This window comes from Nocardia sp. NPDC055050 (assembly GCF_053608345.1).
In genome coordinates, this window is record NZ_JBSGVG010000051.1 from 11,178 (window position 1) to 37,501 (window position 26,324).

Sequence of the window (26,324 nt, forward strand, 5' to 3'; positions counted from 1 at the left end):
CGCGACCCGGTAGGCGTAAGCGAGGTTGTGGGCAGTGACCATGGAGTCAGCGTGGTCGGGACCCAGCACGCGCTGCTGGTCGGCAAGGGTCTTCTCGTACAGGTCGATAGCCTCGTCGACCCGACCCGTGACCCGGTAGGCGGCGGCGAGGTTGTGGGCGGTGTTCAAAGTCTCAGGGTGGTCAGGGCCTAGCACGCGCTGCTGGTCGGCAAGGGTCTTCTCGAATAGGTCGATAGCCTCGTCGACCCGACCCGCGACCCGGTAGGCGTAAGCGAGGTTGTGGGCAGTGACCATGGAGTCAGCGTGGTCGGGACCCAGCACGCGCTGCTGGTCGGCAAGGGTCTTCTCGAACAGGTCGATAGCCTCGTCGACCCGACCCGCCTCCTGGTAGTCGTAAGCAAGGTTGTGGGCGGTGACCAAAGTCTCAGCGTGGTCGGGGCCCAGCACGCGCTGCTCGTCGGTGAGCGTTCTCTTCAGCAAGTCGATTGCTTCCTCGACCTGGCCCGCCTCTCGGTAGACGGAAGCAAGGTTGTGGGCGGTGCTCAGGGAATCAGGGTGGTCAGGACCCAGCACGCGCAGTCGGTTGGCGAGCAACTGCTCGAGTTCGCTGACGGTTTCGGCTGATGGGTTGGGGACGGTTCGGGGGAACAAGATGAGTCGACCGGCAGTGTTGACCGCACGTCGCTGGGGTCGGGGATGCCCGTTGCGGTGCAGGTGTTGCTCGGTGTGGGTGTAGAGATCGTCGAGGGCCAAGCCGGGGGTATGAGTGGCGGCGGCGATCAGAGCGCCGGTGAAGGCCGTGTTGCGGTCTCCCGGTGGTGCGTAGGAGAGTTCGTTACGGGCACTCGAGGTGATCGTGTAGGTGCCGGCGATGTCGGCTTGGCCGAGGATGGCGTCGGGGCCCGCGTCGGTGAGCGCGTCGAAGGCTCGACCGGAGAAGCAGCAGTCCAGGATCAGGATCCGGGTGGCGGCGGGGCTGTCGAGAATCGATTCACGCAGGGTGCTGAACGGTAGTGCGGTGTAGCCGGTGCGGTCGGGGTGGGTACCGGTCAGGGTGAGGTGCAAACGGCCGCGGCGATCGAGGAGGCCGTGTCCGGTGTAGTAGACCAGCAGGGTGTCGGTCGCCTGCTCAGCGGCTCGCTCGACCAGGTCACCAACGCGGGCGCTGCTGTCGGGGTTCAACACCGTCCAACAATTGTCCGGACTCAAGACACCGCCGTCGCTGGTCAACAGTCGACTCAGGTCGGAGAGGTTGTGCGCGGCACCGGCGATGTCGGGTAGGCGTTCGGAATGGTCGTAGGCACCGACGCCGATCAGCACCGCGTGAGACTCCTCGCGGCGCGGCTGCCGGGTAGTCACTGTCGCGGATCGACGGGGCCGGTCAGGTCCTGGATCCGGCGTAGCACTGTGTCGGCGTCAAGACGTTTGCCCGTGATCTTCACCGATTCACCGTCGGCGCGGGTGAGAGTGACGGTGAGGTCGGAGCGGCGATGGGTCAGCCACGTCGTCAGCGACCGTGCCAAAGCGGTGACAGTGACACCGGCGACTCCGGATCCCAGAACGATGGTGAGGATCTCGGTGACCCCACCCATGTTCCCTTCACGGATCGAGGCGGGATCGAACCGGACGCGACCGCGCAGCGCATCGTCATCACTCAACCAGCCCAACAGTTGCTCGGCAGCCTCGCTACCTCCGTCTGTGTGAATCGAGAACTGCTCGTTGGGAATCGGCATACCGATCTCCCTCCCCTACTTCATCCGCCCGAGTGAGCTAACAGCTTAACGGGTTTGATTGTTGTGGCAGTGGCAGGGCCGTAGCCGGAGCGAGCACCCGCCGCACCGGAAAACCAGCACGTTCGCGCAGGATCGTGGCCGTGATGGGCACAGCGGTTCAAAACCGGCGCAGGGGCGAGTTCGCGCGAACCCGACAGGCACACCGCCGCCGAACACAGCTGTCCCGAGCTGAGCCTCGACCACCATGGATTGGGTGAGGTTCTCGCTGGCGCACCCGAACTGCTGGATCGCTACGGCGATGCCGAAAGGTCAAGCGGCGGACAGTCACATCGCCTGCGGAGCCGGTGCGTGTCCGCAAACGTCGGACAAGGCATGGGCAGAGATTCGATCGACCGGCAAGCACTACTCGACGCTGGGCTCGACCCCGACGATCCGACCGTGTGGGAGACCCAGTTCCGAGTATCGGATCTGCTGGTCTGTCTTGGCGTGGCGGAATGTAGCGACGACCGATGACGACCCGCGTTGACGACAATCGAAGGCGGATAGGTGAAACATGCACCAGGCCGGAGGCGAGGCTGGCCGCGTGGTCGCCGCATGCGTTGGGATCGTGGGCCGCGCAGTGCGTAGCAGTGTTGGGCAGCTGAGCGGGGTGCGGCACCGGAACCGGCGTGGGAGTGGTGGATGACGCTGATGTCGACGCACCTCGCTGAAGCACTCCACGACCTAGACCGTGAAAAGCGGCCCTGCGTCGTCATCGTCGGTGACACCGGATTCGCCGCCACCCCGGTCGATTCCGATGATTAGGTGAGCCTTCCTCACGCCGTTTGAACTCGGTTGTTGCACTGCGCAAATGACCTAGTGGTCGATCGGCATACAGCGCTGGTTGATCTCGATGTATCCGCTTCACTCGGCGTCAATTAGCACCCGCTGCTGTTCGGTGAGCAAGTGGAATCACTCGGTATCGGGGACAACCGACCGTGACGAACCTGGGGATATCACGACTCGGCCTCGGACAGTGTGCGAGGACGCTGGGCGGTGGTGTGAAGCTGGAAGCCAAGTCGAAGTTACGAAGGGTGGATCGGGGATCACCATCAGGCTTTCGAAACGGCTACCAGGATTGTGAGGTAGGCATCGTTGGCGTAGCCGCCTCGGAACCGTCCGTCTAGGGCTTGGCTACCCACCCATGTGCCTTGGGCACTCGCCACGCTATCTGGGATGCGGAGGGCATCTGAGCTTGGATGGGCATTGGATTCCAGGATGGCGGATCCCGGAACGATGTCGATGGAGACCTCGTCCTGCGAACGCAGCACCACGCCGTCGTAGATTTGGCGCGGGAACGCGCTGTCAGACGTGACAAAGCCGAACACAGCAATGCTTCGCCCCGAGCACGTGGGCAGGTCGAAGCGGGCGCTCGTTCCGGCAGCGACGTAGTCGTCGTGGTCGAGTGCGCTGTTGTGCAGGTACAGCCGGACTCGATACTCATGACCCGGTCGGACCTCCAGGTCGTCTCTCCAGGTCATCTCCTGGTTCCAGGATTCCCGTGCACCCACAAAGTTGCGCTCGTCGCCAAGGTTCGGATTGACCCGCTGAACGTTGAAGGTCGGTTGGGGCGCGACTTCGTTTGCTCCGTAGGTTGGGCGGTCTGGTCCCCAGCCAGCGCGGGCACCATCATAGTCAGCAGAGCATTTCGGCAACGTCGCCGTCACGGTGGATCCCTCGGACTTCTCGCTCATCTCGGCGCTTGATGGAGCAGATGAAGAGCCGAACTTGAAATCAAGAGTGTCGCGGAACAGCGCAAGGACCGTTACCGCGACGCCGACCATCCCGACCACGCCGAGAACAGCACTGTTCTTCCACCAAGGCGTAGCAGTGGACTCCGCGCTCGGAGATGGGGGCGACACCGCGGACCCACTGGTACCGGGGGCGGGATCGGGCACCACCTGGCCGGGGCGCCCCGCGATCACCGGCGAGCCCGGAGCGCGGTCGGGGTTGGCGTACAGCGCGATCCCGGCAATTCTGTCCGCGCCGATCGGCCCTGAACCGGCCCCGATGTCGGCAGCGAAGTCCGACATCGCCTGCGCCCCTTGCGAATACCCGACGCCGGCAATCATCGTTTCCGGGCAGGTATCGGCGATCTCAGCAGCCGCGACGTCGAGCTGATTGCGGGCGTCGGAGACCGACACCGCGTAGGGGTCAGGGCCACCGCCGGGGACGGCACCGCCGAACCCCGCGCCGTAAGGAATGTAGGACCGTTGCACCAGCCCGGGAGCTGCGCGCAGGACCGGGGCGATGAGCGCCCCGACCACTCCGGTGTCGGCGAGCGGGTCCGCGGCCGGTGAGGACTGGCCCGTGCCCTGCACCCCCAGCACATACAGGGCAGGGCATCCTGGGCCGATCGGCACTGCCGCGGCGGGAGATTCGGCGAAGGTGGCGACGCCGGACCCCACGGTTGCGGCGACCGCGAGTGCCGCCACCGTACGTGCCATGCTACGGGTGTGCCTGGTGAGGGCGATCATGGTTGCCCTACTCCGACACCGGCACCGAAGCCGACACCGACCGTCGCCGCGCCTAGGGCACCGATGACCCCGAGCGGGATTCCAGCCACGGCCGCACCGGCGGCAGCACCGGCGGCAGCACCCAGTGCTGTCCCGGCGACACCGGAGGTCACCGTGCCGACCACCGGAACCGGCACAAGGATGCCCAGGGCAGCTCCGCCGATTCCGCCGACGGTGCCGCCCGCCAGAGCACCGACCGCCGCTCCGGCGACGGCCGCTGGGGCTCCGAGCGCGACCGCGCCGAATGCGCCGCCGATCCCGGCACCGGCCAGCGTCGCGCCGGATACCCGGTCCGAGCGTCCGGCTGGGATACCGATCGAATCCAGCGCGGTCGCGACCTGCGCCTCTGCTCCGGCCGCAGTGTCGTTGATCGCGTCGGCGTATTCAGGCGGTACCCAGTCCGGACGAGGAGTCTGCCACTGACCGACTCGAATAGTGTTCTCCGGCGACTCGATTGGTGCGACAGGCTCGACCGGTTCCGGGAGATGCAAGTCCTCGATCCGGATCGGTTCGACCGGTTCCTCCGGCGCAGGGGCCGGCCGCGAGGGAGCGTTGCGCACTTCAGGGGGTTGTGTGTAGTACACCGGTGGGGCCGGGGCAGGCTCCGGTGGTGTCGGCTCGGTGGCGGGCTCCGATGCGGGCGGCGGTGGTGCTGTGGTGCCTGGTTGTACCGGCGCAGTCACGCCGGGTTGATCGGCGATGTCAGCCAGGGAATCGGCGGCATGGGCACCACCCGCCGCAGCGACCATCACTGCGACCGGAACCAGCGCGGCCACCGCGAGGCGGCCCGCGCGACTGGTGCCCGAAGTAGTTCGAATTCGCGCTCTGCCGTCGCAGAGCCAAGTCGTTGCGTGGTGAACCGACGAAGAGGAAGAGTATTTGGGCATGACGAAATAAGCCTTCCCACTGGGAGATCGGGATCTGTGAGGGGTTTCCGCGCGAGCGGCGCGAGCCATCGCTTGCTTCCACAGCGGATCATGCTGCGGGAGAGTGCTTTTCAAACCTTCCCGGTCAGATGAAGGGCAGAATCAGGCTCAGCACCTGCGACGCAACGAACAGTCCGTTCGACAGCACCGACAGGCCAGCGTTGACAAAACCCAGAATTACAAATGGATCCACGGTTCGGTTCCTTTCAAGAATTTTTCCAGTTTCGCGAGTTCGGGGGCAAACTTGCGACTCCATCCAAACTCTGAAACACCCAGTAAATCCAGTCTTTCCGAGTAGGCAAATTGCGGTACCGACGATTGCGCCATCTGCTACTCACCGCCTCATCAGCATGTTTGCTCACAATGTGCCGATGCCTGCGTCAGCAAACCGATCAGCCACAACTGTTGCAGGACAAGCCTGTTCATCATCGAAGGACGCGGGAAAGTCGGGCAGCATCCGAGCTACCGATTCCGGCGATGACGCCGCCTGCGAGGTTGCCGGTGCCTACCCACTCTGGTAAGAACGAATCATCACCCGGGGGCTAACCATTCAACATAGCTTTTTTCGTCCTGTCGTGGAAGACCTTTGAAGGAGGGGGACTCCGTTGAGCCGAGATCCCACGTCTGGCGCACAATCCGACTCTCGACACTCGCTACCGCCGAGTGTCCCAACCCTGGGACGCACCTGCCGGCTGATCCGTGAGGAGCGCGGCATCAGCCGCGACACAGCCGCAGCCCGCCTGAAGGTCAGCCGCAGCTACCTCGCCGACATCGAACGAGACCGACGCACACCTACCGAACCGTTCCTCGAACACATCATCATCGGCTACCAACTCGACGCCACCCTGGCACGTCACCTGCGTGAATTACGTGCCGCAGCGATCGATCTCGAACCCACTGCCGTCTTACGCAAGGCCGTGACCACCAACCCCACACTTATGGCCCACTTACATGAGCGCTGCGACCTGGCCGCCTACATCGACCCCGCCTGGACTGTCCTGGCCTGCAATAACGCATTCCAGCAAGCCGGACCCGGCCTTGGACCCGGAGTCTCGATCCCGGTGTGGACCTTCTCCGACAACGCCAAGAGGCAGCTGCCGAACTGGCCCTTTGAAGCCGACCGCATGGTCGCCATCGTCCGGGGTGTCGTCGGCCGCTACCGCGGCTCTGAACAGGTCCAGACCATCTTCCGCCACCTTCGTCCCGTCACAGAGTTCCGAATCCGCTGGAACGACGGCGTCCACGCTACCTACGGTCGCGACCCCAGCGAACTGGCGGAAGTCCGCCACCCAGTCACCGGACGCACCGCGTCCTACAGCCTCACCATCACCAACCAGAGCGAGGACGTCATCCTGTTCAGCCTGTCCGAACATCGCGCCCGAGCAACGAATTCAGGAGACGGCGAATAATTTCCGACATGCATGACGACACGCCGTAAAAGAGGCACGAACACCACCGGACCGATCGGTCTTGTTGATCTTGTTCGGTGCTCAGCCCGGAGGGATAACACGGCCGTTGATCAGTCGATTGTCTCCGTCAGCTATCGGGCTGAGCCTCTGACCCAGTGGCCTGCCCAGCGAATCTCACGATCGGCGAAGACCACTTTTGAGGTGGTTTGCTGCTACAGCGATACACAGAAAGACTGAATGCAACTGCAGCTAGAGAATCTATAGAGGATGAAATTCTTCGATAAGCATGCCGCAAAATGGCGCTGACTATGAACGACGCGAGCGGCATTTCGCCCGAGTTAACCGACAGTCCCGACCACTCGGTCCTACGCCAACACCTGGCGATGCTCGCCCTGTCCGGGGCCGACCCGACCACCCGAGCTCCGCACCGCCATCGCCGCCCGCGAACTCGACACCGTGACAGACCCCGCCGCCGTGCTGGACTGGCGACTGGACCCCACCGGCAACCATTCCGCCGAACCCGGACCATTGGCCTGGACACCCGGACTGCCCACCGAGACCCCGACCGCCGACGCAGAGACCGCCCCCGTGCAAGCGCGGGAACGGATCGTGGTCCAACTCGCCAGACAGGTCAGCGATACCGCCCGCGCCTGGACCACCGCTACCGCCCCGAAATGGGCAGGACCCGTGTTCGGTACCGATCCCGAACTCGGTGCCGCCCGTTGAAGGAACATCGCCAACATGCCGCTTACAGGCGGACGCCAACCCACGACGCGAAGTTCGCCAAACTGTCTGTCCGTCGTCGTTCTGCCGACGCGATCGCGTGCAAGGTTTCGCGCACCGACGGATGCAACCGTGTTTGCTGCGGAGCGACTGCCCGAGCGGCACCCAGAGCCTTGAGAGCTTGGTCCGTCTGGCCTACTAGCATCCACGCGCGCGCCACGTCTTGCCAGTGGTGCCCGGCCCGTGGTGGGGCGATCTCGCGCGGCAACACCAACGCTGACCCTTCCCTGGCTGCCCGGTCAGGGTCTCCGGATTCGAGGGCGACAGCCGACGCATGGATACCAACATTTCCAGGACCGAACAGGGTCCCGTACAAGTCAGACTCACGGGGCATCAACGGTGCAAGGCGGCGTGCAGCCGCGATATGGTCGCTCGCGGTATCGGGGCGGATGCCTCGAGCGGCCACAATCGCGCCGCACAGGTGACCGTACCCACGGACCGCGTTAGCGGCCTCGCCGTCGCCGTCGATCATGTCGATGCCCTGCTCGACCAGTTGCAGGCCGACGTCGTTGGCGTCGTAGTACATGAGCACTCGTGCTCGCTTGATCTTGGCCTGTGCAGCGTAGAGCGGGTCATCCGCGTAGGCGGCTGCGTCTTCAAGTCGGTCGAGCACAGACGGTGCGAGGTGGGTGAAACCGAACCGGCGGCACAGCCGCTCGGCGGTGACATGGGCAGCACATAGCAGCGAGTAGACCCGGCCCCGGTCGCTATCGGTGTTCGTTTCTCTTAGCGCACCGTATATCTGACGGATCAGCAACGAGATACGGGCGAGCGCGACGCGCCCCTTGTCGTTGCGATACGCCAAATCGATCGCGGCCATCTCGGCGGTGAGATCATCGAGCGACCCTGGCTCGACCGCGCGCACATACTTGCCTTCAGCGATGACCGCTCGTAGATCCGTGACACCTTCGAGCGGCCCGTCGTCCTCGATCAAGTCGTAGTAAGGGGTACCCGTCAATCGTTCCGGTTCGATGTCGAGCGCCCTAGCCGCCGCCGCGACAAACCCCGCTGACGCCGGGACAACCCCGCGCTCAACCTTGGTGATGAGCGATTCCGAAAGTCCAGATTCGCGCGCCAACCGGGGCTGGGTCCACCCCCTGAGCTTCCGGGCTTGAGCAGTCCGGGCACCGATTCCCGTCGCGTCCATGGTTCCAGTTTGCAGTTTTGTCGATTCCTTGTCAGTTCGAGGTTCGCACCGACGCACAAAATTCATGTAGACGCCCCGCTGATCCGTGCGAAATCGCTCACCGGTGGGAGATGTCTCTGAACGAGGGAGGGTCGATGCAGGCAATCAGGCAGCTGAATTTGCGGGGGAACCGCTCGCACGGTCATCGTCATTCCACGACGAATCAACCGGGGGTCACCCGATGACAAGCACTCTCGATGCCGATGTTCTCGCTCTTCTCAGACCCGGCGGGATGCTGACCGCCGACACCATCGCCCTCAACCTCAACGCACCGAAATGGCGTGTGGTGCGCGTCTTGCACGCATTGCAGGACAACGGAGAGGCCTTCCGGAACCGGCGAGCGGAGTGGCAAATCACGGCCGGACAGCGCCGCCCGGCAAGGCAGGCCGCGCGATGACTGATCTCATCCCCGTCACTCTCGAACACACACTTGCCGACCTCACCCGAGCACTGGACGCGATGCGCGAAGCGGGTTTCATCACCACCACGCCCGCGACACCCACGTTCGGCGCGCCCGAGTCGTCCAGCCCTGGTACCGGGTCGCTCGAGGAGTTCTCATGACCCAGACCAGCCCACCCGCCACCGCCTATATCGAAACTCCCCGATCGCGGTGCGAGTTCTACCGCCGCACATGCTCGCTGCCCACGGTGATCGACCCCGCAACCGGGCGGATCACGATGAAAGCTGGGATGGTCGGGGCAGTGATGATGCCCACCGACCTCGCCCGACGCGTCAAAAACGGCCTCGACGTTCGAGGGGTCACGCCGCTGCCGATCATCGGCCACCCCCGAGCCGACATGTGGACGTTCTTGGTTCGCTCCGATATCAAGCCTATCGGTGAGCCCGAAAACGTGGCCCGGTTGCGGGAGGCGCGAGTGGTAGTGATCCGCGAAGGCGATATCGCGTTGCCGTCCCCGGACCCGCTCATGGTCCGCACATGGGTATCCCCGGCGATCAGCGCGTTCCGGCCATCAGGGTCTGTCGTCCTCCACTGCGCCCTCGGGTTCTTACCGGGGCGGCACCACCGATGAACCAGGGTCACTCACCCTGCCCCGACGAACCCGACATCCACCTCACAATCCAATTCACCAGTGTGCGAATGGATTTCGTCGCCTGCCCGACGGCCGCGCTGGTGTTCGTCTGCGAGGTGACCAACCGCCGACCCGGCACCGTCACCGTCGACCCCAGCCACTGCGCGGGACTGTCGAGGCTGCCCAACGAACGGCTTTACCTCCAACCCTGACCGCGTGAACACCGCACGTTCCCGACCAACCGAATGCCCTCGATGCGATGCGCCCCGGTCGGCCTTCCCAGTGCCCCCGGCCCGCTGCGCGAGGGCGGCCCCGGAATCGTTTCCCGACGATTTCCGGGGCCACCCAACTTTCCATCCGACCAACCGGAGAAACGGAGACAGCACCACGTGAGCACCCATGCCCGCAAGCCCTGGACTGCCAATCAACGAGCGATCCTCGACGCGATGCGCGACGGCGAACCTCAGTGGGCCGAACGCCTCTACCAACAGCTCGGAATGCCGCGCCGTCATAGCGTCTCGCACGCCTTCGCCTGGTTCCTCCGACACGGCTACCTCACCCAGGACCGTAGCGAGGACGGATACGTCGTGCTCGGCACCGACCGCACCGACCGCAAACACATACTCACCGACAAAGGCCGCGAAGCCGCCAACAATCTCGATGCCGGACATGAACTCCTATACCGCTAATCCCGTTGCACCACAGGTATTTACGCCATCGGTCACCGGCGAGGTCGCGACGCCACAAGACAACCTGAATACCTCGAACCACACCGGCGACCCCCCGAGCCGCACCGGTTCGAGGGTGGGGAAACGCTCCCGGAGGCCGCCCGACCGGCCTCCGGGAACCACCTCCCCCACCAAACTGACCAGCAACACAGGAAGCCCGGACAGCTCTGCGCGGCCGTGCGCCTCTCGCCGCATTGCCCGGAGCTGTCCGAGACCTTCCGTCGCATACGACGCCGCAGGAGCCCCCAACCGTGACCACCCGCCCACCAATCCAGATCGACCCCTACCAGCCCACCCCCGCACGCCTGCACAGCCATTTCCTCGGCGGGAAAGACCACTACGAAACCGACCAGGCGCTAGCCGAGAGCCTGGCCAGCAGCACGCTCAGGCCAGCGGTCATCGAATCCCGGCGGTTCACCCGACGCGCGGTCGAATACCTCTCCGACCATCACGGGGTGTCTCAGTTCGTCGAACTCGGGTGCGGTCTACCCCTTGCCCCGAACATCCACGACATCGCCGAACACCACAACAACATCGCCCGGACGTTGTACGTCGACTCCGACATCCTCACGGCCACGCATGGGCGCGCGGTGCTGCACGAACCGCCTACCCGATTCTTCACCGATACCGACATCGCCGACACTGACGCGATCCTGAGCGACATCACTGCCGTGATGGACATGACTGACCCGCTAGCGGTATGTGTCTCGGGCACTGCGGAATTGATCGAAGACGCCCCCGCCGTGCTCGCCGGGTTGACCGAGCGATTCCCGGTCGGAACATGGCTAGTGCTCACCCACATCACCGACGAGGCATACCCCCACCACATCCAGGCCGCCGCTGAAACCCTGTGCCGCGCGGGCATCGCGTATCACCCACGCGGACGAGACGAGATCGCGGCCATGCTGGCCGGATACCAGCTCCTCGCGCCTCGTCTGATCGCTCCGCACCGGTGGACACCCACTCCCAACGGCGACAACGACGGAGACACCGACAACGGCGACAGCGTCGGGATTCGGCGGTTGTCAGCTACTGCACCCCGCCATCGCGCGGCATGGGATCTGAGCGCGTACGCCACCATCGGCCAACGACAGCAATAGGCAACGACACCGAACCGGGGAGACAACAACTTCACGGCCGCAGCTGAAGTCGCGTTGCGCGCATGAACGGATTTGCTCTTGGGCAGCCGCTGTGCGCCCAGCGGCAGCAACGCAACACGGGCATTCGGGAGCGTCGCGACGGGCAGCGACCAATCGTTCGGGCCAGGGCCGTGCGCGGAGCCGACCGCGGCCATCACGCCTTGCTGACGAATTCATCGCTGTACGCCCCCGGGTTGCCCGCCTGGCTACACCGGGACGCCGCTGGCCGCGCGGTGCAGGTCTCGTGGTGGGTCGATTCCGACGGATTCCCCGACAGGTTCCACGCTGGGTTTCAGTGGCGAAGCAACAATCGCACCCGTCCCGGCACAGTCGCGATGGCCCAACAGCCCCGCTTCTGCTGACGAGAAGCAGTCAATCGGGAGGTGGTCATGGCCGATAGTGTCCCAACCCGGGCGCGGTGTGTCGGTGAATAGTTCGAGAAAGGGCCCAGTCGAAACGCGTTCGATCACGGCGTATTCCTCGTCGGATCGGCGGGTGTCATCGTGGGTTGGCGCGAACATCCAGGCGGGTTGTCCGTGGTTGTTGATCTCGGCGTTGCCGCGTGTACCGAGAATCAGATGCTCGACGCTACTGCGGAGACGGGTGTCTAGTCCGGGACAGGGCTTGATCCATGTCAGAGGGGCACGGGGGTCGAAATCCCATGCTTGCAGCACCTCATAGGCGATCCGCAATGTCGCGTTGGTGCACCACATCCACAGGTAGGCGTCAGCTTCGGCGAGCTCACTAACGGGCAGGGCCTTGAAGTGGTCGAGGTTCATCGAACCACGGCTCACGGCGGAATCGGGACACGTGGTTCCCAAGCATCGCCAGGGCGGGTCGGCCAGGACTGTGCGGTATCGCTGCGGAGATCGAAAAGTGTGTCGCGCGAGGAACATTCGGTTCCTTCGATCGAGGCGTGGTCGCCGGTGGCTGATAGATAGCTAGGGTGCTGTTGCTGGTGCCGCCGTCGAGGCTACGACCGGCTGCGGCCGAAAGCAGGTGGCAGTTTGGGGGCACGGACTCGAAAGGTGGTGGCAATCGGGGGGATTGCCGATTTCAGTGGTTGCGACTGCCTCGCGCTGGGCCATGATGGAGTCCATGAAATCCTCAGCGTCCGTGGACCTGCTCTGTGAGGCATTGGGCAAGTACGGCACCGTCGTTCGTGAGTTCACCTCGTTGACCCTGTCGCAGGACATGAGACCCTCACGTGCGGTTCTCGAGCAGTTGGGCACCGAATCAGCGCTAGCCGACGGGGACTACCGCGTCTGTCTGGCAGAGGATGTCGTCAGGACGACGAGGTTGGTCGTGGCGGCGATTCCCGACAGGACTGAGCGGCGTGTCGCTGAGGCGGTGCTGGCATTGAGCACGGAGTTCCACGGCAAGTCCGTGGGCAGGCGCAAAGACATTTTGGCCACGGAGGGGATTTCCGAGGACATCTACAAGGACCGCCGACCTCGCGTCCTACATCGTGTCGGGTGCGCACTCGCCCAGCAATTTCGTGACAGGTCGGCAGGCCTGACGTCGCTGTGTGTCGCGGGCAACTACCGTGATCCGGCACTCGATGTCGAGGCCGATCTGTTCGGTCGAGGCCTGGCTGAATTGCCGATCAGGATGGTATCGGGGCATACCGTCGCAGGGCAGCGAATCGCTCGCGCCATGGTGGCCGCCCTCGAGGACAAGGGTGTGATCATCGACGCTGACCGGGTCACCGAGTACGCCCGAGAGGTCAAGCACCGGTGGACTCCCCCGGGCGCCGGTCGGCTCATCAAGGTCGGTCGGACACAAGAACAAAAGCGGCACCAGATGCTGCGAAACTGCGATGCGGTTGCGCTGTTCGGCGGGGGTGCCGGCACCGCGAAGGAAGCCAAGATCGCCGAAGACTACGGCATCGCCGTGATCCCGCTCCCGTGGACCGGCGGTACGGCACACGAATACTTTCAAGCGATCTTGCCCAGGGCCGGGTCGATCATTCTCGGCCGCTACCCGGTGGACCCAATGGTGTACGAGTCGCTGGGCGATCCCGACCTCGACCTCGCGCGACGGGCCGGGTTCGCTCTGATCCAGCAGGCGCTGGGTGTCGCGACGGTCTAAGTGGTCACCAGGCGAGTTGTTTGCCCAGCCAGGTGAGGAATGCCGGGTAGTCGGCGCGGGTCGCGATCCAGGCGTTGTGGCCGGCAGGGTCGAGGAACATCCGGGCGTCGGCTTCGATTCTGAACCGGCGCTGGCGGGTGAATGTAACGAACGGTAGGCGCAGCGCGGCGGTCAGGGTCAGGGGGTCGTGTTGGTGACTGAAGGGGTGGAAGGTGTTGAACCATCGATCCAGATGCTCTCGGAGCACGACCGCCCACGGTGGTGCCTGCGGTGTGGCGAGACGCAGATAGAAGTCGTCGCCGGGACGAATGGCAACGGCTTCGTTGGTCGTGACGTCGGATATCACCAATTGCAGCCGGGTGGCGTCGTTGACGACGGTGATCGCCGCGTCGGGATCCAGCCGAAAGTTGTGGCTGGCGCGAGCGGGATCGCGATAGTTGATCGCGCCCCCTGTTTGGGTGATCGCCAGCTGATCAGCCAGCCGCGGGTTCTCCGTGATCACGTGAGCGAGATTGGTCAATGGGCCCATACCCACCCAGCGAACAGGGCTGCTGACGCCTGCGCACACTTTGCTCACTGCCACAACGACATTGCGGGGTTGTGCAGGGATGTCGTCGGGGACGAGGTCTGCGACCACCCAGTAACGAGTCGCGCTCAATTGGGCTCCGGCGACGACGGGCACGTCGCTGCGGCCGAGCAAGTCCAACAGATATCGGGCGAACCGGGCACGACCGCCGTCGAATTCGTCGCTGGTGACCACCAGTGCCAATTCCGGAATCGCGACCGCGGCGCAGATCAGAGCGATCGCATCATCTGGATCGCCGCCTATGTCGGTGTCGATGATGACGGGTGTGCCGAGCAGCGAGGGCGGCGCCAACACGCCGGCGCGCAGCTTGTCCGCGATCAGACCGAATCCTGGACCACCGGTCTGTTCGGCATGGGTCTTGATCGTGGCCCATGTGCGGTCCTCGGACGGCGCGTGGTCACCTTCACGGTTCTCGCTCACTGCCTACTCCTGTCGTCGGCGTGCGTGCTTGTTCGAAATTCGCGACGTAGACTCGCTTCTCGTCGAGAGAGACCGCTTGCTGGTAGCCCTGCCACACAATCTGAGCGTCGGCGGGGTCGAGGTCGGCGCCGACAATCGCGGTGCGCAGTGCGGCGACGTGGGGCCGATCGATACGTCTCGCGAACGATCCCAGAATCTCAGCTGTGCCAGGATCGGTGCCGCGTCGTGCAATCCATGACCGCAGCTTGTCGACGAACTGCGTAGCCTGTTCGTCCAACGGGGTACGCCAGTCACCTCCCTGATCGCGCAGTTGGGCCGACTCGATGGCTCGATCGCGCACTGCGATCACCATCACTTCGGCGGCGGCGAGCCGAATCGCGGGATCCTGGAACGGCGGCGAAATGTCCAAGGGGTTGATTTCGTCGACCGGCGGCGCCTGCAACTCCTGTGCGGAGTCGGCATCAACCGGCGAGGACCACGGGCCGTGCAGAAGGTCTTCGATTGCCAGAATCGCATCCGGGTGCGCGAAGGTCTCCTCACGATCTTCAGGGATGCCCTCGATCGCGGTGTGGGGCGCATCCGAATCCAAGGCGTAGCCGGTTTTGGATCCAGGGTTCGGATCGTGGGGCGATCGCTCGAGGCACAAGTATCGGCCGTACCAATCATTGTGGGGATACAGCGCTGTGAGACCTTCTTGCGTGGAACCTTTTCGGCTGGTGTCGATCACAGTGATTCTCGCGCCCTCCTCACCGACCGGCAGCCCGCTGTACTCCAATCGCTCAGTGAGACTTGCTTTGGCCCCGTCGATTGCATCGACCATCACCTCGTCCTTGTACTTGCGGAATGCATCGATGTGAAACGCCTTCCCCGCGTTTTCCTCATCGTCGCGCAACGCGGGTTCGATCATGCGACGGGTCACCGGGACCAAAGCGCAGTGTTTGACGAAGAAATCGGGGTCGAGCGTGCCGACTATCGTCGCCAGGGGGTATCCGTCGCGCCCGAGAAAGCCGTACCGGTGATCGGGATCTGCGGCGACTTCGGCTCTGCAATGATCGAGCATGTCGGTCATATGTTTGACGAGAAATGGCGCTATATCGTCTTTTACCACGTCGTAGGCGCGCCGCACCGCCTCGATTCCTTCGCCGCCGTCGACACCTCGCTTGTGGCAAATCTTCAGAATTATCTGCTCTGTGTCCACATCGTGCTGGCGCGGAGCATGCTCGAGGCCAGGATCGTCCGCCGCACCCACGAGTTCGGTGCCGACCTTCGAGGTATCGCCATCGGTCGCTGGCTCGAAGTCTTGCCCGCGAGCCGATTCGTCGACCGGTCCACCCAATGCACGATCTACTCGCCCTACATTCGGCACGGATGGAGCTGGAGGCTGCTGTGCTTCGGTACGCAGCATGTGTCCGGAATCGGTCAGTCCGGCACCGCGGTCGGGCAGACTGTGATGGCGGTGGGCATCTGACGGAGGAGGTGCGTGCTCGAGCGCCGCCATCTTCTGACTGTCGGAGGCCGGGTCGATGGCCGATGCCGACCCCGCGTGGATGTCGAGGGGGTCGCGAACGCGTTCGGGTTTGCCGGAATCGATACTCATGACGTTCCCCAGGACAGAGCAGTACCAAGATCGTCGATCAGCGCCCGCGGGGCCGACAGCGGCAGCGAGCGCAATCCGCCGCCTGCGAACTGGCACCTCGCAGCGTTCGCGGCGCGACGAAACACCTCCGGCACCAGAGCCATTCATCCTCTGACGCCGGTGACGAGGCAGCACAGCCTTCGGCATCTCGAGGTTCTCCATCGGCAACTGACTCACGACACCCCCGACATCGCGCCGTGGCGATCCATTTAAGAGAGTAAGAGAAGAATCCGAATTCAACGACCTGCCGTTACCAAAAAGTAGCGTCTGCATACTGCACGCCAACGACCTATCGGCGCACAAACAGCCCTGTGTGCCCATCACGAACGGCCATCAACAGCGCTGTTCGGACCGGTTTTATCAGCAACAGCACGACTTCTGGGCGACGCCGGCGGCAGAGAGAAACATCAGCGTCAAGGACGCAAGACACTTCGGGAAATCACGGACTGCCGATCGACGCAATACAGATCCGATCACAGCAAAGTGCCGAGCTGCAATTTCATATGATCTTGCATCGCAATAGTGCGTTCGCGACATTGCGATATGCGCGATGCATGTCACGGTCCCGCATGCCAATTAAGTTCGTGCCGAGTCGAATACCGTTGACATGCTTATCAATTGCCGACATGTTACCGTCGCGTCGACCATTTCCCAGCGATACCCCGGCGTGCAGGATTCATCCTCGCCTCAGCGTCGACAGAGCATGCAAGCTCCATGCGTCAGAAAATCCGAATGTTCTTGCAAATAGCCCGCGATTCGCATCCGTGCGTTCACATCCTTGCCGAAATCAGCGAGCCGGTCCACGCTGCCCGCCCCACTACTCTTGCCACACAACAGGTTTCGCGAACCAATTCGTGCACCGTCAAATCGAAGCGGCTATGCTGTGGTAGCCGTCCAATTTCTCCACGCCTGTATTCTCTGGGGGGTCGTCGTGGATCGGTTTCCGGATGTCGACAATCGAATGCTCGCAGCGCGTTTGGCTGTGCCGCAGCAACGTTGGGGCTGGGAATTCACGCTTCCGCCTGCTCCCGCGCCGAGTCCTGTTGCCGCACGGGAGCCTGTGTGGATCGAGCATCCCCCACCTGCCCGGTTGGAGCAGGCCCGTCGGCGAAGCCGGCAAGGACCGGTTGTTCTCGTAGCTGGTTCACTGCTTTCGGTGTGGGCGATGGGGGTCGCGGCAGCGTGGGGCTTCGCGGGGTGGCCGATGGTTCTGCCGGCGGGTGTTGTGATGGCCGGTGGGTGGTGGGCGCGGGCATCACAGCAGTGTGCGAGCGAACATCGCCGGTACGAAACATGGCGGGGCGGGGCGTATACAGAGTTCCGCCGTGCGCATCAGGAGTGGTCGCGCCGTGTTGCTGACCATGATCGTCGTGAGCGGCAGCGGGTGGCATCGGCGATGCTGTGGCATCCGTTGTGGTCGCGACCGGACTCGCCGCGGGTGGATGTTTTCGGCGGCACAGCTGATGGATGGTCCAGTCTGCTCGCCACTTTGGGTTCTTCGTTGTTGGCCCAAGGCGTGGGAATGCTGGTCCTCGACTTCACCGAGCGCCACGTCGCGGTGGACTTCGCGGCGCTTGCGGAGGCGTGCGGGCACTCGGTGAGGGAGGCGTCACTCGCGGACGGCTCCGGTCGGGTCGGGATGTTCGACGGTCTGACGCCTGCCGATGTCGGTGAACTGGTTGCTGAGGCGGTGGCGGGTGTCCGGGCGACAGATCCGCGGGCGGCGAGCCTGCGCGGGTTGGACGCGGAGCTGATCGAGCTGGTGACCGCCTGTATGGAGCTTCCGCTGTCCTTCGCGCGGATCGCGGCCGGTATTCGTCTGCTCCGCAGGCTCTATGACCCTCAGCGCGAAAACGTGTTGTCGGGCAGCGAGATCCGGCGAATCAACGAGCTCCTGGACACCGTCGGGTCAGGGGAAGTGGCACGGGAGGAGTTGCGGTTCCTCGGTGGCCTGCTGGGACTGCTTGCCGAGGATCGCGGTTTCGCCACCGATCCGGGGTGGGCGTGGGATAGGACCGGATTGACGGTTGTGACAACCGGGGGCAGTCCCCGCCGTAAAGATCTGCTGGACCAACTGGTGTTCCATCGTGTGTTGCACGCCGTGCGGACCGGCGAGTATGCCAAGCAGCGAGGTGTGCTGGTAGTCGCCGCGGCCGATCACCTCGCAGTGTCGGGGCTGGAGTCGCTGGATCGTCACGCCCAGCGAGCCGGGGTGCGGTTGATTCTGTTGTTCGAGCATCTGCGAGGTGAGCTGGCCCAGTTGCTCGGCGGGGCTGGGAGCACCTCGATTCTGATGCGGTTGGGCAACACGGGCGAGGCCGGCGCGGCAGCGGATTTCGTGGGACGCGGTCACCGGTTCGTGTTGTCGCAGCTCACCGACCAGATAGGGCGCAGCTTTACCGAGGGGACTTCCGATACCGGTGGGGATTCGGTGACCTCGACCACCACCGACGGGTACTCGGGAAGCTCGGTGAGTGTCTCGGAGGCGGTGTCGCGGGCGACTACCTGGTCTCGGACCGTGAGTTGGTCGGACTCCAATTCAACCTCGCGGAGTCACACCTACACACGAGCCTACGAGTACGCGATAGAACCCACCACCTTTCAGTCATTGCCGGTCACCGCGTTCGTGCTCGTCGAATCCAACGGTAGGCACCGCAGGGTCGTCGCCGGTGACTGCAATCCGGGCATCGTGTTGCTGGATCGGGTCGCCGGACAACCATTGAATGCGTACGGGGGTCGACAATGAATTTGCTGTCAGGGTTCGTGTTTCATCAGATGCTCACCACTCCCCTGCTCACTCCAGCCTCCGGTGACTCGGGCCGGGGCGCCGACTCGCACGCGGCAACCCTGTTCGCCGCGCTGACCGCCGCCCATGCCGAACTAGTCGATGGCCCTCCCGGAAGCGCACTCGCGGTGGCGTGGGATCGTCCTCCTGGTGGCCGTCGGCTCCGGGTCATCGTCGGTGGCCGACCGTTGTTCCCGCCGATCCATCCCCGTGACGGTGCGCCCGGGTCCGATGTTGCGGTGATGTATCCACCAGGAAGTACTGCGTGCGTGCTGGACTCGGCGAAAGTGCTCGAGAATTGGTCGGGAATCCCTGTGTGGACGCGGGCGGTCGGGCGACCGGACGCGCTGTGGTCACACAATGATGGCACCGGCGCCGCGACGCCGGGGCGTGGCGGGTTCGAGGACTATGTTGCCCATCTGCCGGGTGAGTTCGTGTGGCTGGTTCTCGCCGAACCTCTACCGTCGAGTGAGCTCGAGGCCGAACTCGCCGATCTCGAGTTGCGGTTGCCGCGATTGCGGGCCAGGGAGAACTCCGAACCGGACCGGATCGATTTGCATCGTGCGGAGTTCCGCTACCGCGAGATGGCCCGCGCCCGGTCCGCGGGTATGTGGGCAGTGCACGTCTTGGTGGGCGGCCGCGACCTATCCAGCACGCGCCGCGCTGCCGGGTTGCTGTGCAGTGCAGCGGATCTGGACAACCTTCCCTACGTGCTGACCCCAGGATCGACTACGGGCCGGCTGCCAGAAATGCTGGATACCCTGGTCTCGGACGCACAAGGCTTTCGGTCACCGTTTGCCGCTGGAGCTGAACTGCTAGCGGCCCTGGCGCGGCCGCCGCGGCGCGAGATCCCCGGGGTCCGCGCAGTGGAACCGGCGGTCTTCGATCTCACCCCCGAAAACGACGGCGACCTCGACCTGGGCGTGATCCTTGATGACGCTGATCAGCCGGTCGGGCGGTTTCGGGTGTCGGCGCAAACGCTGAACCGACACAGCTTCGTCGCCGGTGCGACCGGATCAGGCAAGTCCCAGACCGTGCGCCACCTACTGGAGGGCCTGCACACCGCAAGGGTGCCATGGCTCGTCATCGAACCGGCCAAATCCGAATACGCCGGAATGGCCGGGCGAATCGGGGCACCGGTCTGGGTGATCCGACCCGGCGCACCCGACGCGGTTCCAGTGGGGCTCAATCCCCTCGAACCCGAGCCAGGATTCGCGGTCCAAACCCATATCGACCTGATCCGGGCACTGTTTCTTGCCGCGTTCGACGCCGCCGAACCCTTCCCCCAAGTGCTGTCGCACGCTCTGACCCGCTGCTACACCGATCTCGGATGGGACACCGTGGTCGGACAATCCCGCTACCCGACGATCGTCCCGAAGTACCCCAACCTGGCTGACCTTCAATCCACTGCGCTGAGTGTGGTCGACGGCATCGGATACGGGCGCGAAATCACAGACAACGTGCGCGGATTCATCGACGTCCGCATCGGCGCGCTACGCCTGGGCACTCCAGGAAGGTTCTTCGAGGGCGGCTACCGCATCGACATCGCGGAACTGCTACGCCGCAACACAGTCCTGGAAATCGAGGACATCGGCAACGACACCGACAAAGCGTTCTTCATCGGCGTCATCTTGATCCGGATCTTCGAGCACTTGCGCCTGCACCGCGCCGACGCGGCAGGGCTGGCCCATGTCATGGTGGTCGAGGAAGCCCACAGACTGCTGCGGCGCGCCGAACCAGGCACCTCCGCGGCACACGCGGTGGAACTGTTCGCATCCCTGCTGGCCGAGATCCGCGCCTACGGCGAAGGCATCATCATCGCCGAACAGATCCCTACCAAGATCACACCCGACGTCATCAAGAACACCGCACTCAAAATCTTGCACCGCCTCCCGGCCGCCGACGACCGCGACGCCGTCGGTGCCACCATGAACCTGGACCTGCCCCAATCCCGGCACGTGGTCTCCCTGCCTCCAGGACGCGCGGTCGTTTTCACCGATGGCATGGACCGGCCCTTGCGCCTTGACATCCCACTCGGCCAATCACGCGAAGCCCGCAGAGTCGCACCATCAATCACGCTCTCACCCCCGGCCCTCGAACCGCCGTTGTTGCTGCGGGATCTGCATCACGCCCACCGAATAGCCGATGAACCTGCCCTCACCGTATGGACAGAACTGATGCTGCTTGCCCATCTCGTCGGCCGCCGACCACCGCAGCCCGACCTCATCTGGATCACCGAACTCAACCGCGCCCACCCACGACCAATACTCACCGCTGCGATCCGCCACCGGATCATGACCGCGATCGACGTGCGCTACACCGGGCTCCTCGGCTACTACGCCCCCGAGAAACTCGCCGAGCACCTCATCACTGCGGCCGTCCTGGCTCTCGACGACCCCCAGCAAATCTGTTCGGGTCATGAAACCTGGTGGCAAGCAGGTCGATACCGGTGGGCCGATGTGGAGTCTGCTCTCAATGACGCCGCCTTACCCTCGGACCGCCCGCACGCCGATACCAACCAATGGGCGCAGCGGGGCCTAATCCTCACCGGCGCCACACGAAACGAACAACTCGTCAGCCTCCACGCGCACCCCGACACCTGGGCCGACCGCACCATCGTGACCGGACCCGGCGACCCCATCCTGCTCACCACAACAATCGCTCGCCTCAGCCGCGCCTCCACAACCTTTCAACGTCTCACCGAGGCAAGCACCCACCTCCACCTGGCCACCCGATGGCCGCTGGCCCTAATCGACATTCCGCACACAACCCCCGACTCTCAGATCGAGTAGCCACCCACGAGGACCAGACGCCACGCGACCCGGCTCGAACGGGCCGGGCTGGTGCGGCGCTCACCGGATCCAGACGACGCCAGAGCCACCCTGCTCAGCTTGACCGAGCCCGGCCAGCGAGCGGTCGACGTGACGCGTGACCGGCTCGCCCGCCGCTTCGACCAGCATCTCGCCGTGTGGCCCGAGTAGGAAGCACAGACGTCCGCCGCGGCACTGACCCGGTTCGTCCGCGAGGAACCCTTCTGCCGAGCCGGCCAGCCGCAGGTTCGCCGTCCGGTAACGTTCGACCACATCGGCACTGCCGCGCGGTGACTAAAACGTAACGCGCACCAGGTCTTTCGAATTTCGGATGGTTTCTTATCACAGGTACTGCGCGGGTTCCCTTCGGTCGTAATCGATTTGGCGCGCTTGGATTTCGTCGGCATTGGCCACCGTCCAGGCGTACAGCCGGTCGAACGGTTCCCGCAGGGATTCGCCGAGCGGGGTGCGCGAGTACTCGACCCCGACCGGGGACGTCGCCAGCACGCGGCGAACGATCATCCCGTTGCGTTCCAGCCGCCGCAGGGTCTGGGTCAGGACCCGCTGGGTCACACCGTCGAGGCGGCGCTTGATCTCGTTGAACCGACGGGGCTCGTCAAGGATCGCCATCACCATCATCGACCACTTGTCGGCGATCTGATCGAGGATCGGGCGGCTCGGGCAGTCGGATCGGAAGACGACCCCGGGGTCGGAGCTGGTCATATCGGTATCCTCCGCAATCCTTACGATGCTGAAAGTGCGTTATTGACGCCGGTCTCCCGTCGCCGCAGGGTAAGTATGCATCAGGAACCTAGATGCCTATCGGGTACGAATCGGAGATCTCCATGAACCATGACACCTACACGACCCTGCGAGTGCGCCGTGCGGCAGGCATCGCCTACGTCACGCTCGACAACCCGCCGGTCAACGTGCTGAACGTAGCCCTGATGAGCGACCTGCGGAACCTGCTGGCCGCAGTCCGGGACGACGATTCGATTCGGGTGATCGTGTTCGACAGCGCCGACCCGGAGTTCTTCATCGCGCACGTCGACATGTCGCTGGTCGACACACCCAACGCTTTCGCGGAAATCGCGGCCGATTTGCCTGACGGCGTCAACGTCTTCCAAGCCCTCGGTGAATTGCTCCGGCACCAACCCCAGGTGACCATTGTCAAACTCGCCGGGATCGCGCGCGGCGGCGGAGCGGAATTCGTTGCGGCCGCGGATATGTCGTTCGCGGCGATCGGTCGCGCAGGGATCGGTCAGATCGAAGCGCTCATGGGCATCGTCCCTGGTGGTGGTGGCACCCAGTACCTGGCCGCCCGAGTCGGGCGGCACCGCGCGCTGGAGGCGGTGCTGGGTGCCGAGCTGTTCGACGCCGAGAACGCACAGCGCTACGGCTGGGTCAACCGGGCTGTTCCCGCCGATGAGCTCGACGACCTCGTCGACCGCCTCGCCCGCAACATCGCGGCCCTGCCCGAGGGGGTGATCGCGGCGGCCAAGCGTGCCGTCGCCCCCGAGGACCTCGGCGAGGGCCTGCTGCGCGAGCACCTCGCCTGGGCGGGCACGTTCGCTCGTCCCGCGGCCGAGCGATTGATCCGCGGCGGAATGGCGAACGGCGCCCAGACCCGCGCGGGCGAGCGCGACCTGGAGGGTCTGCTCCGGGGTCTGGCCGGATAGGACCCGGCCACTACGGTGAGACGCGACGGAATGGGTGAGTAATGCGGTTCGGGTTCGTGTGGTCGGTGACGGCGACTCGGCGGGGGGGGGAATCATGGGGCGATTAGTCCTGGCGTGCAACCGCTCCGGTGTCAGGACGTCATCGGAAGGAACGTCCGCTCACACCGCGATGAAGGCGACAGTGGTCGGGCCGAGCGTTGCCGGTGGGGAGCAACCGTCCGTGCGATGCTGCCGATGTGGAGATCTGGAGCACGACGGCAATCTGTCCGAGGTCAGGTCGTGCTATTGCCTACCCGACGACGCCTGGACCTATGAGCTGAAGCGACCTGCACTGGCAAGCGTGACAGTCGGCGCTACCACAACCCGATTGCAGGGCACGCTCGGCGAGTTGCTCGACGGTCAGCACATCCGCGAGGGCGGGCTGCAATCGGGTCGCGAACCCGGCCATTCCCCGCTCGACCCCGGCAGGGGTGTCCGCGTTGATCCACGCGATTGGGCGCTCCCGTGGGAGCGGATGGATGTTTCATGCACGATGCCGACAAACCATGCGGCGACGAGATATGTTGCAAACAGCAGTAGTTCGATGCAAAGGACGTCAGTTATCCAGTTTCGATCGGATCGTAGTCACCTTGCAAGCACCTACGTGAGTGTTCAAGCAACGGGAGGCAGCGGCGCATCGAGTACCGGTATCAGGCGGTTGATCTCAATGCGGTCGAGACGGAATTTCGTGATCACGATTGTGGGGACCGAGCCATCTGCCGGCAGGGCGCGTAGGAAGAGCGCATCGCGGCGACGCCTGGCTGCGGCGTACTCGGCAATTGCGGAAATCACGGCATGCTCTGCTCCGGGCTGGTGTGCATAGAAGGCTTCCTTGACCGCCTTTAGGACTGACTTGGTAGCGCGGTAGTCCGCGACCGCGGCGGCGATGGCAGGATCGGGTACCCCACATTGCGGCGGCGGGCACCGATAGCGGACCGGAGCCATCGCCTGCAGGCCACGAAGTTTGGGCCTGCACCGGGTTTCATCGCAACGGTGGTGCAGCCGCACCAGGACGCGGGCCTGGTCACGGTTGACAAGCCCGGGATCGATGCGACAGGACGAGTGAGCCGATGAGGCCTGCCACACGGCTTCCACTGTCGTGCGGTCGTAGATCCGTTGCGCGAAAACCTCTTCCAACCTGGACTCGCACATGCGCGGTGATCTGCCGCTCCCACTGGACCGCGCGAGGGCTTGCTCGGCGCGGGCCCGGGTCAAGCAGTGCTCGGCGCGGCATTTCTCGGCGGTCATCAAGAACGCCATCGCCGCGAAGTACGAATGGATCGGTCCGGGGTCCTCGGTGCAGTCGTGCAGCGCCGGTTGGGGGTTGTGCGGGTCTGGCGTGGTCATCAGGGGATTACCCAGTTTCGTTCGCATGGGAGTCGTGGCAGCAGCAGTGCCGCTGTGCCGACACGCATGGTGGCGTTGCCGTTGGCGTGGGTGGCGTTGAATGCGGTTGTGAAACGGTGTGCCGCGCTGGTGCAGGCCTCGTAGAACAAGTCCCAGCACTCGCCTCGGATGTCGGTCCACTGGATCTGGATCACTACGTCGGGATCGGTCTCGTGCGATGAGGAGTGTTCGAACATGTTGCGACCCAACGGTTTAGGTGCCGGGCCGCAGTCACCGGTACCGTGGCGACACTGATGTCTTGAATGGGAGCGGATGGCGCCGCCGCCGAAAACGCTGAGTCCTCGAGGGCGGTGCTGCTCTACTTCGCCGGAGCCGACGCGGGCTGGTTGATGATGGTGAAATCCTTTCGATGTTCTACCGGCGGCAATGCGCATTTTCTTCGCATACCTTGTTAGCGTGGACGAATTTGCGGAGTAATGGTCATTAGCATACTTTGCGCGGGCGGTCATTTCGATGGACAGATCGCACAACTGCGGGTTCCGCCTAAGCACTGAATCCATAGTACGACAGCGCCTATTCGATCGAATATCGTTAACCTGTGGAAAAGTAGCCCATTCGTGGCCGGTTTCGACAAATCCGGTAAACAAGGACGTTCGCAGATCGGACAGACATTAATCGGCCAGCTCCGATGCTCAGAACATAAATCGGTGAGACTATAATTTGGCGTCGGCACCGCGGTCACACTTTCACCCGAATGGACCGCGACAATCCCCCAGAAGATTCCCCGGTGAATAGCGGCAAAGTCCCGCTCCTCGACCAAGCCGTGTAGTATATGCACGATCCCGGGGTACGCCGTGAGATCGCGCTCCGCCGCTACCGCTGGCTTGTTACCTCGCCCGCCGTTGGACGATGTCGACGGCCACCATCAGCGCCTTCACATGCAGACGACTCAGGCCACCTCACCGGTCGAGGTTCTGGCGTGTCCGGGCTGGGCAACCGGACGGATCGTTCCACCCCGTAGGACGAGAAGTCATGAACGACCGCAAAACAGTCTTATCATGCGCCGGGACACCTCATGAGGAGCACGATGCAGGGCACACCGTCTAGGGGACCAGCGTTGACGCGTGACATCGGGTACCGATATCCGAAATTCTTCCAGACCTCCGGCTATCCGCCCCGGGGTCCGTCTCCAGCGGTATTCCGGCCCCCGCGCAATCGCGAGGGCCGGAATATCACGCCTACCCGGAACTCAGGCGACGCCCTCGGCGCGCGCCGCTTCGGCGACGGCCTCGGCCACTGCCGGAGCCACGCGCGGATCGAGCGGGCTCGGGATGATCTTGTCCACAGCCAGCTCGTCGGCGACGACACCGAAGATGGCGTTCGCGGCGGCGACCTTCATGCCCTCGGTGATCCGGCGGGCACCGGCGTCGAGCGCACCCTT

Annotated in this window: 24 protein-coding genes and 2 pseudogenes; 14 read left to right on the plus strand and 12 right to left on the minus strand. The window is 64.2% G+C overall.

Going from position 1 to position 26,324, the window contains the following annotated elements:
- Both ACWGCN_RS32320 and ACWGCN_RS32325 read right to left on the minus strand, forming a co-directional pair.
- Positions 1-1,359 (minus strand): tetratricopeptide repeat protein (locus ACWGCN_RS32320; RefSeq protein ID WP_452529164.1); only part of this gene is annotated, 1,359 nt, incomplete at its 3' end.
- Positions 1,356-1,733, minus strand: a complete 378-nt coding sequence (locus tag ACWGCN_RS32325) for an effector-associated constant component EACC1 (protein ID WP_452459168.1) — start codon at positions 1,731-1,733, stop codon at positions 1,356-1,358. The genes ACWGCN_RS32320 and ACWGCN_RS32325, both read right to left, overlap by 4 nt.
- Before the next feature lie 681 nt (positions 1,734-2,414).
- On the opposite strand from ACWGCN_RS32325, the gene ACWGCN_RS32330 reads away from it, so the two are divergent.
- Positions 2,415-2,537 carry a hypothetical protein gene (locus ACWGCN_RS32330; RefSeq protein ID WP_452459167.1) on the plus strand — a complete coding sequence of 41 codons (123 nt, stop codon included), beginning with the start codon at positions 2,415-2,417 and terminating at the stop codon, positions 2,535-2,537.
- A gap of 287 nt (positions 2,538-2,824) precedes the next feature.
- Here the strand turns inward: ACWGCN_RS32330 and ACWGCN_RS32335 are convergent, their stop codons facing one another.
- Both ACWGCN_RS32335 and ACWGCN_RS32340 read right to left on the minus strand, forming a co-directional pair.
- The gene (locus ACWGCN_RS32335) at positions 2,825-4,219 is read right to left on the minus strand and encodes a cutinase family protein (protein ID WP_452529166.1); all 1,395 of its coding nucleotides are present in this window, start codon (positions 4,217-4,219) and stop codon (positions 2,825-2,827) included.
- Between the two features lie 26 nt (positions 4,220-4,245).
- Entirely contained in the window at positions 4,246-5,037 is a 792-nt protein-coding gene (locus tag ACWGCN_RS32340; protein WP_452459165.1) for a hypothetical protein, read from the minus strand.
- A 782-nt stretch (positions 5,038-5,819) separates the two neighbouring features.
- Here ACWGCN_RS32340 and ACWGCN_RS32345 point away from each other — a divergent pair.
- Positions 5,820-6,623, plus strand: a complete 804-nt coding sequence (locus ACWGCN_RS32345; RefSeq protein WP_452459164.1) for a helix-turn-helix domain-containing protein — start codon at positions 5,820-5,822, stop codon at positions 6,621-6,623.
- 456 nt (positions 6,624-7,079) lie between these two features.
- Entirely contained in the window at positions 7,080-7,349 is a 270-nt protein-coding gene (locus ACWGCN_RS32350) for a hypothetical protein (RefSeq protein WP_452459163.1), read from the plus strand.
- Positions 7,350-7,371: 22 nt separating this feature from the next.
- On the opposite strand, the gene ACWGCN_RS32355 is transcribed toward ACWGCN_RS32350, so the two are convergent.
- On the minus strand, positions 7,372-8,553 hold the full coding sequence (locus tag ACWGCN_RS32355) for a helix-turn-helix domain-containing protein (protein WP_452459162.1): 1,182 nt from the start codon (positions 8,551-8,553) through the stop codon (positions 7,372-7,374).
- A gap of 220 nt (positions 8,554-8,773) precedes the next feature.
- Between ACWGCN_RS32355 and ACWGCN_RS32360 the strand changes: the two genes are divergently transcribed.
- The 6 genes from ACWGCN_RS32360 to ACWGCN_RS32385 all read left to right on the plus strand — a co-directional run bounded on the left by ACWGCN_RS32360 (position 8,774) and on the right by ACWGCN_RS32385 (position 11,451).
- The gene (locus tag ACWGCN_RS32360; protein ID WP_452459161.1) at positions 8,774-8,989 is read left to right on the plus strand and encodes a hypothetical protein; all 216 of its coding nucleotides are present in this window, start codon (positions 8,774-8,776) and stop codon (positions 8,987-8,989) included.
- Positions 8,986-9,153: a hypothetical protein gene (locus ACWGCN_RS32365; protein WP_452459160.1), complete on the plus strand. Its 168-nt coding sequence runs from the start codon at positions 8,986-8,988 to the stop codon at positions 9,151-9,153. The genes ACWGCN_RS32360 and ACWGCN_RS32365 overlap by 4 nt, the downstream gene beginning before the upstream one ends.
- Complete coding sequence (locus ACWGCN_RS32370) at positions 9,150-9,623, plus strand: DNA-directed RNA polymerase subunit beta (RefSeq protein ID WP_452459159.1); 474 nt, start codon at positions 9,150-9,152, stop codon at positions 9,621-9,623. The genes ACWGCN_RS32365 and ACWGCN_RS32370 overlap by 4 nt, the downstream gene beginning before the upstream one ends.
- A 68-nt stretch (positions 9,624-9,691) precedes the next feature.
- Positions 9,692-9,835: a hypothetical protein gene (locus tag ACWGCN_RS32375; protein WP_452459158.1), complete on the plus strand. Its 144-nt coding sequence runs from the start codon at positions 9,692-9,694 to the stop codon at positions 9,833-9,835.
- Positions 9,836-10,012: 177 nt separating this feature from the next.
- Entirely contained in the window at positions 10,013-10,312 is a 300-nt protein-coding gene (locus ACWGCN_RS32380) for a hypothetical protein (protein ID WP_452459157.1), read from the plus strand.
- A 290-nt stretch (positions 10,313-10,602) separates the two neighbouring features.
- A complete protein-coding gene (locus tag ACWGCN_RS32385) occupies positions 10,603-11,451 on the plus strand; it encodes an SAM-dependent methyltransferase (RefSeq protein WP_452459156.1) in 849 nt (282 codons plus the stop codon).
- A 245-nt stretch (positions 11,452-11,696) separates the two neighbouring features.
- Here ACWGCN_RS32385 and ACWGCN_RS32390 read toward each other — a convergent pair whose 3' ends face one another.
- Positions 11,697-12,386, minus strand: coding sequence for an MT-A70 family methyltransferase (locus ACWGCN_RS32390; protein ID WP_452459155.1), 690 nt, complete (start codon positions 12,384-12,386; stop codon positions 11,697-11,699).
- Between the two features lie 202 nt (positions 12,387-12,588).
- Here ACWGCN_RS32390 and ACWGCN_RS32395 point away from each other — a divergent pair, with 202 nt between their 5' ends.
- Positions 12,589-13,581 (plus strand): hypothetical protein, encoded by a 993-nt coding sequence (locus tag ACWGCN_RS32395; protein WP_452459154.1) that lies wholly within the window; start codon positions 12,589-12,591, stop codon positions 13,579-13,581.
- Positions 13,582-13,585: 4 nt separating this feature from the next.
- Here the strand turns inward: ACWGCN_RS32395 and ACWGCN_RS32400 are convergent, their stop codons facing one another.
- The gene (locus tag ACWGCN_RS32400; RefSeq protein WP_452459153.1) at positions 13,586-14,587 is read right to left on the minus strand and encodes a nucleoside hydrolase; all 1,002 of its coding nucleotides are present in this window, start codon (positions 14,585-14,587) and stop codon (positions 13,586-13,588) included.
- A complete protein-coding gene (locus ACWGCN_RS32405; RefSeq protein WP_452459152.1) occupies positions 14,571-16,184 on the minus strand; it encodes a hypothetical protein in 1,614 nt (537 codons plus the stop codon). The genes ACWGCN_RS32400 and ACWGCN_RS32405 overlap by 17 nt, the downstream gene beginning before the upstream one ends.
- 1,561 nt (positions 16,185-17,745) lie before the next feature.
- On the opposite strand from ACWGCN_RS32405, the gene ACWGCN_RS32410 reads away from it, so the two are divergent.
- From ACWGCN_RS32410 to ACWGCN_RS32420, 3 genes and pseudogenes are all read left to right on the plus strand, one after another.
- Complete coding sequence (locus tag ACWGCN_RS32410) at positions 17,746-18,969, plus strand: hypothetical protein (RefSeq protein WP_452459151.1); 1,224 nt, start codon at positions 17,746-17,748, stop codon at positions 18,967-18,969.
- The gene (locus ACWGCN_RS32415; RefSeq protein ID WP_452459150.1) at positions 18,966-21,800 is read left to right on the plus strand and encodes an ATP-binding protein; all 2,835 of its coding nucleotides are present in this window, start codon (positions 18,966-18,968) and stop codon (positions 21,798-21,800) included. Before ACWGCN_RS32410 ends, ACWGCN_RS32415 begins: the two co-directional genes overlap by 4 nt.
- Before the next feature lie 24 nt (positions 21,801-21,824).
- Positions 21,825-21,989, plus strand: a pseudogene (locus ACWGCN_RS32420) (winged helix DNA-binding protein); the annotation flags it as partial.
- 171 nt (positions 21,990-22,160) lie between these two features.
- On the opposite strand, the gene ACWGCN_RS32425 reads toward ACWGCN_RS32420, so the two are convergent.
- A complete protein-coding gene (locus ACWGCN_RS32425; protein ID WP_378987178.1) occupies positions 22,161-22,541 on the minus strand; it encodes a winged helix-turn-helix transcriptional regulator in 381 nt (126 codons plus the stop codon).
- A gap of 92 nt (positions 22,542-22,633) precedes the next feature.
- Between ACWGCN_RS32425 and ACWGCN_RS32430 the strand changes: the two genes are divergently transcribed.
- A complete protein-coding gene (locus ACWGCN_RS32430; protein WP_378987180.1) occupies positions 22,634-23,497 on the plus strand; it encodes an enoyl-CoA hydratase/isomerase family protein in 864 nt (287 codons plus the stop codon).
- Positions 23,498-24,148: 651 nt separating this feature from the next.
- On the opposite strand, the gene ACWGCN_RS32435 is transcribed toward ACWGCN_RS32430, so the two are convergent.
- The 3 genes and pseudogenes from ACWGCN_RS32435 to ACWGCN_RS32445 all read right to left on the minus strand — a co-directional run.
- Complete coding sequence (locus tag ACWGCN_RS32435) at positions 24,149-24,883, minus strand: hypothetical protein (protein ID WP_452459149.1); 735 nt, start codon at positions 24,881-24,883, stop codon at positions 24,149-24,151.
- Positions 24,883-25,119: a hypothetical protein gene (locus tag ACWGCN_RS32440; RefSeq protein WP_452459148.1), complete on the minus strand. Its 237-nt coding sequence runs from the start codon at positions 25,117-25,119 to the stop codon at positions 24,883-24,885. Before ACWGCN_RS32440 ends, ACWGCN_RS32435 begins: the two co-directional genes overlap by 1 nt.
- A 1,013-nt stretch (positions 25,120-26,132) precedes the next feature.
- A pseudogene (locus ACWGCN_RS32445) lies at positions 26,133-26,324 on the minus strand (NAD-dependent malic enzyme); the annotation flags it as partial.

What these genes read in the sequence shown, in the direction of transcription:
- ACWGCN_RS32325 (WP_452459168.1), bottom strand. Translation starts at nt 1,733, where the DNA reads ATGCCGATTCCCAACGAGCAGTTCTCGATTCACACAGACGGAGGTAGC.
- ACWGCN_RS32330 (WP_452459167.1), top strand. Translation starts at nt 2,415, where the DNA reads ATGACGCTGATGTCGACGCACCTCGCTGAAGCACTCCACGACCTAGAC.
- ACWGCN_RS32335 (WP_452529166.1), bottom strand. Translation starts at nt 4,219, where the DNA reads ATGGCACGTACGGTGGCGGCACTCGCGGTCGCCGCAACCGTGGGGTCC.
- ACWGCN_RS32340 (WP_452459165.1), bottom strand. Translation starts at nt 5,037, where the DNA reads ATGGTCGCTGCGGCGGGTGGTGCCCATGCCGCCGATTCCCTGGCTGAC.
- ACWGCN_RS32355 (WP_452459162.1), bottom strand. Translation starts at nt 8,553, where the DNA reads ATGGACGCGACGGGAATCGGTGCCCGGACTGCTCAAGCCCGGAAGCTC.
- ACWGCN_RS32360 (WP_452459161.1), top strand. Translation starts at nt 8,774, where the DNA reads ATGACAAGCACTCTCGATGCCGATGTTCTCGCTCTTCTCAGACCCGGC.
- ACWGCN_RS32365 (WP_452459160.1), top strand. Translation starts at nt 8,986, where the DNA reads ATGACTGATCTCATCCCCGTCACTCTCGAACACACACTTGCCGACCTC.
- ACWGCN_RS32370 (WP_452459159.1), top strand. Translation starts at nt 9,150, where the DNA reads ATGACCCAGACCAGCCCACCCGCCACCGCCTATATCGAAACTCCCCGA.
- ACWGCN_RS32375 (WP_452459158.1), top strand. Translation starts at nt 9,692, where the DNA reads ATGGATTTCGTCGCCTGCCCGACGGCCGCGCTGGTGTTCGTCTGCGAG.
- ACWGCN_RS32390 (WP_452459155.1), bottom strand. Translation starts at nt 12,386, where the DNA reads ATGTTCCTCGCGCGACACACTTTTCGATCTCCGCAGCGATACCGCACA.
- ACWGCN_RS32395 (WP_452459154.1), top strand. Translation starts at nt 12,589, where the DNA reads ATGAAATCCTCAGCGTCCGTGGACCTGCTCTGTGAGGCATTGGGCAAG.
- ACWGCN_RS32405 (WP_452459152.1), bottom strand. Translation starts at nt 16,184, where the DNA reads ATGAGTATCGATTCCGGCAAACCCGAACGCGTTCGCGACCCCCTCGAC.
- ACWGCN_RS32410 (WP_452459151.1), top strand. Translation starts at nt 17,746, where the DNA reads ATGCTGGTCCTCGACTTCACCGAGCGCCACGTCGCGGTGGACTTCGCG.
- ACWGCN_RS32415 (WP_452459150.1), top strand. Translation starts at nt 18,966, where the DNA reads ATGAATTTGCTGTCAGGGTTCGTGTTTCATCAGATGCTCACCACTCCC.
- ACWGCN_RS32425 (WP_378987178.1), bottom strand. Translation starts at nt 22,541, where the DNA reads ATGACCAGCTCCGACCCCGGGGTCGTCTTCCGATCCGACTGCCCGAGC.
- ACWGCN_RS32430 (WP_378987180.1), top strand. Translation starts at nt 22,634, where the DNA reads ATGCCTATCGGGTACGAATCGGAGATCTCCATGAACCATGACACCTAC.
- ACWGCN_RS32435 (WP_452459149.1), bottom strand. Translation starts at nt 24,883, where the DNA reads ATGACCACGCCAGACCCGCACAACCCCCAACCGGCGCTGCACGACTGC.
- ACWGCN_RS32440 (WP_452459148.1), bottom strand. Translation starts at nt 25,119, where the DNA reads ATGTTCGAACACTCCTCATCGCACGAGACCGATCCCGACGTAGTGATC.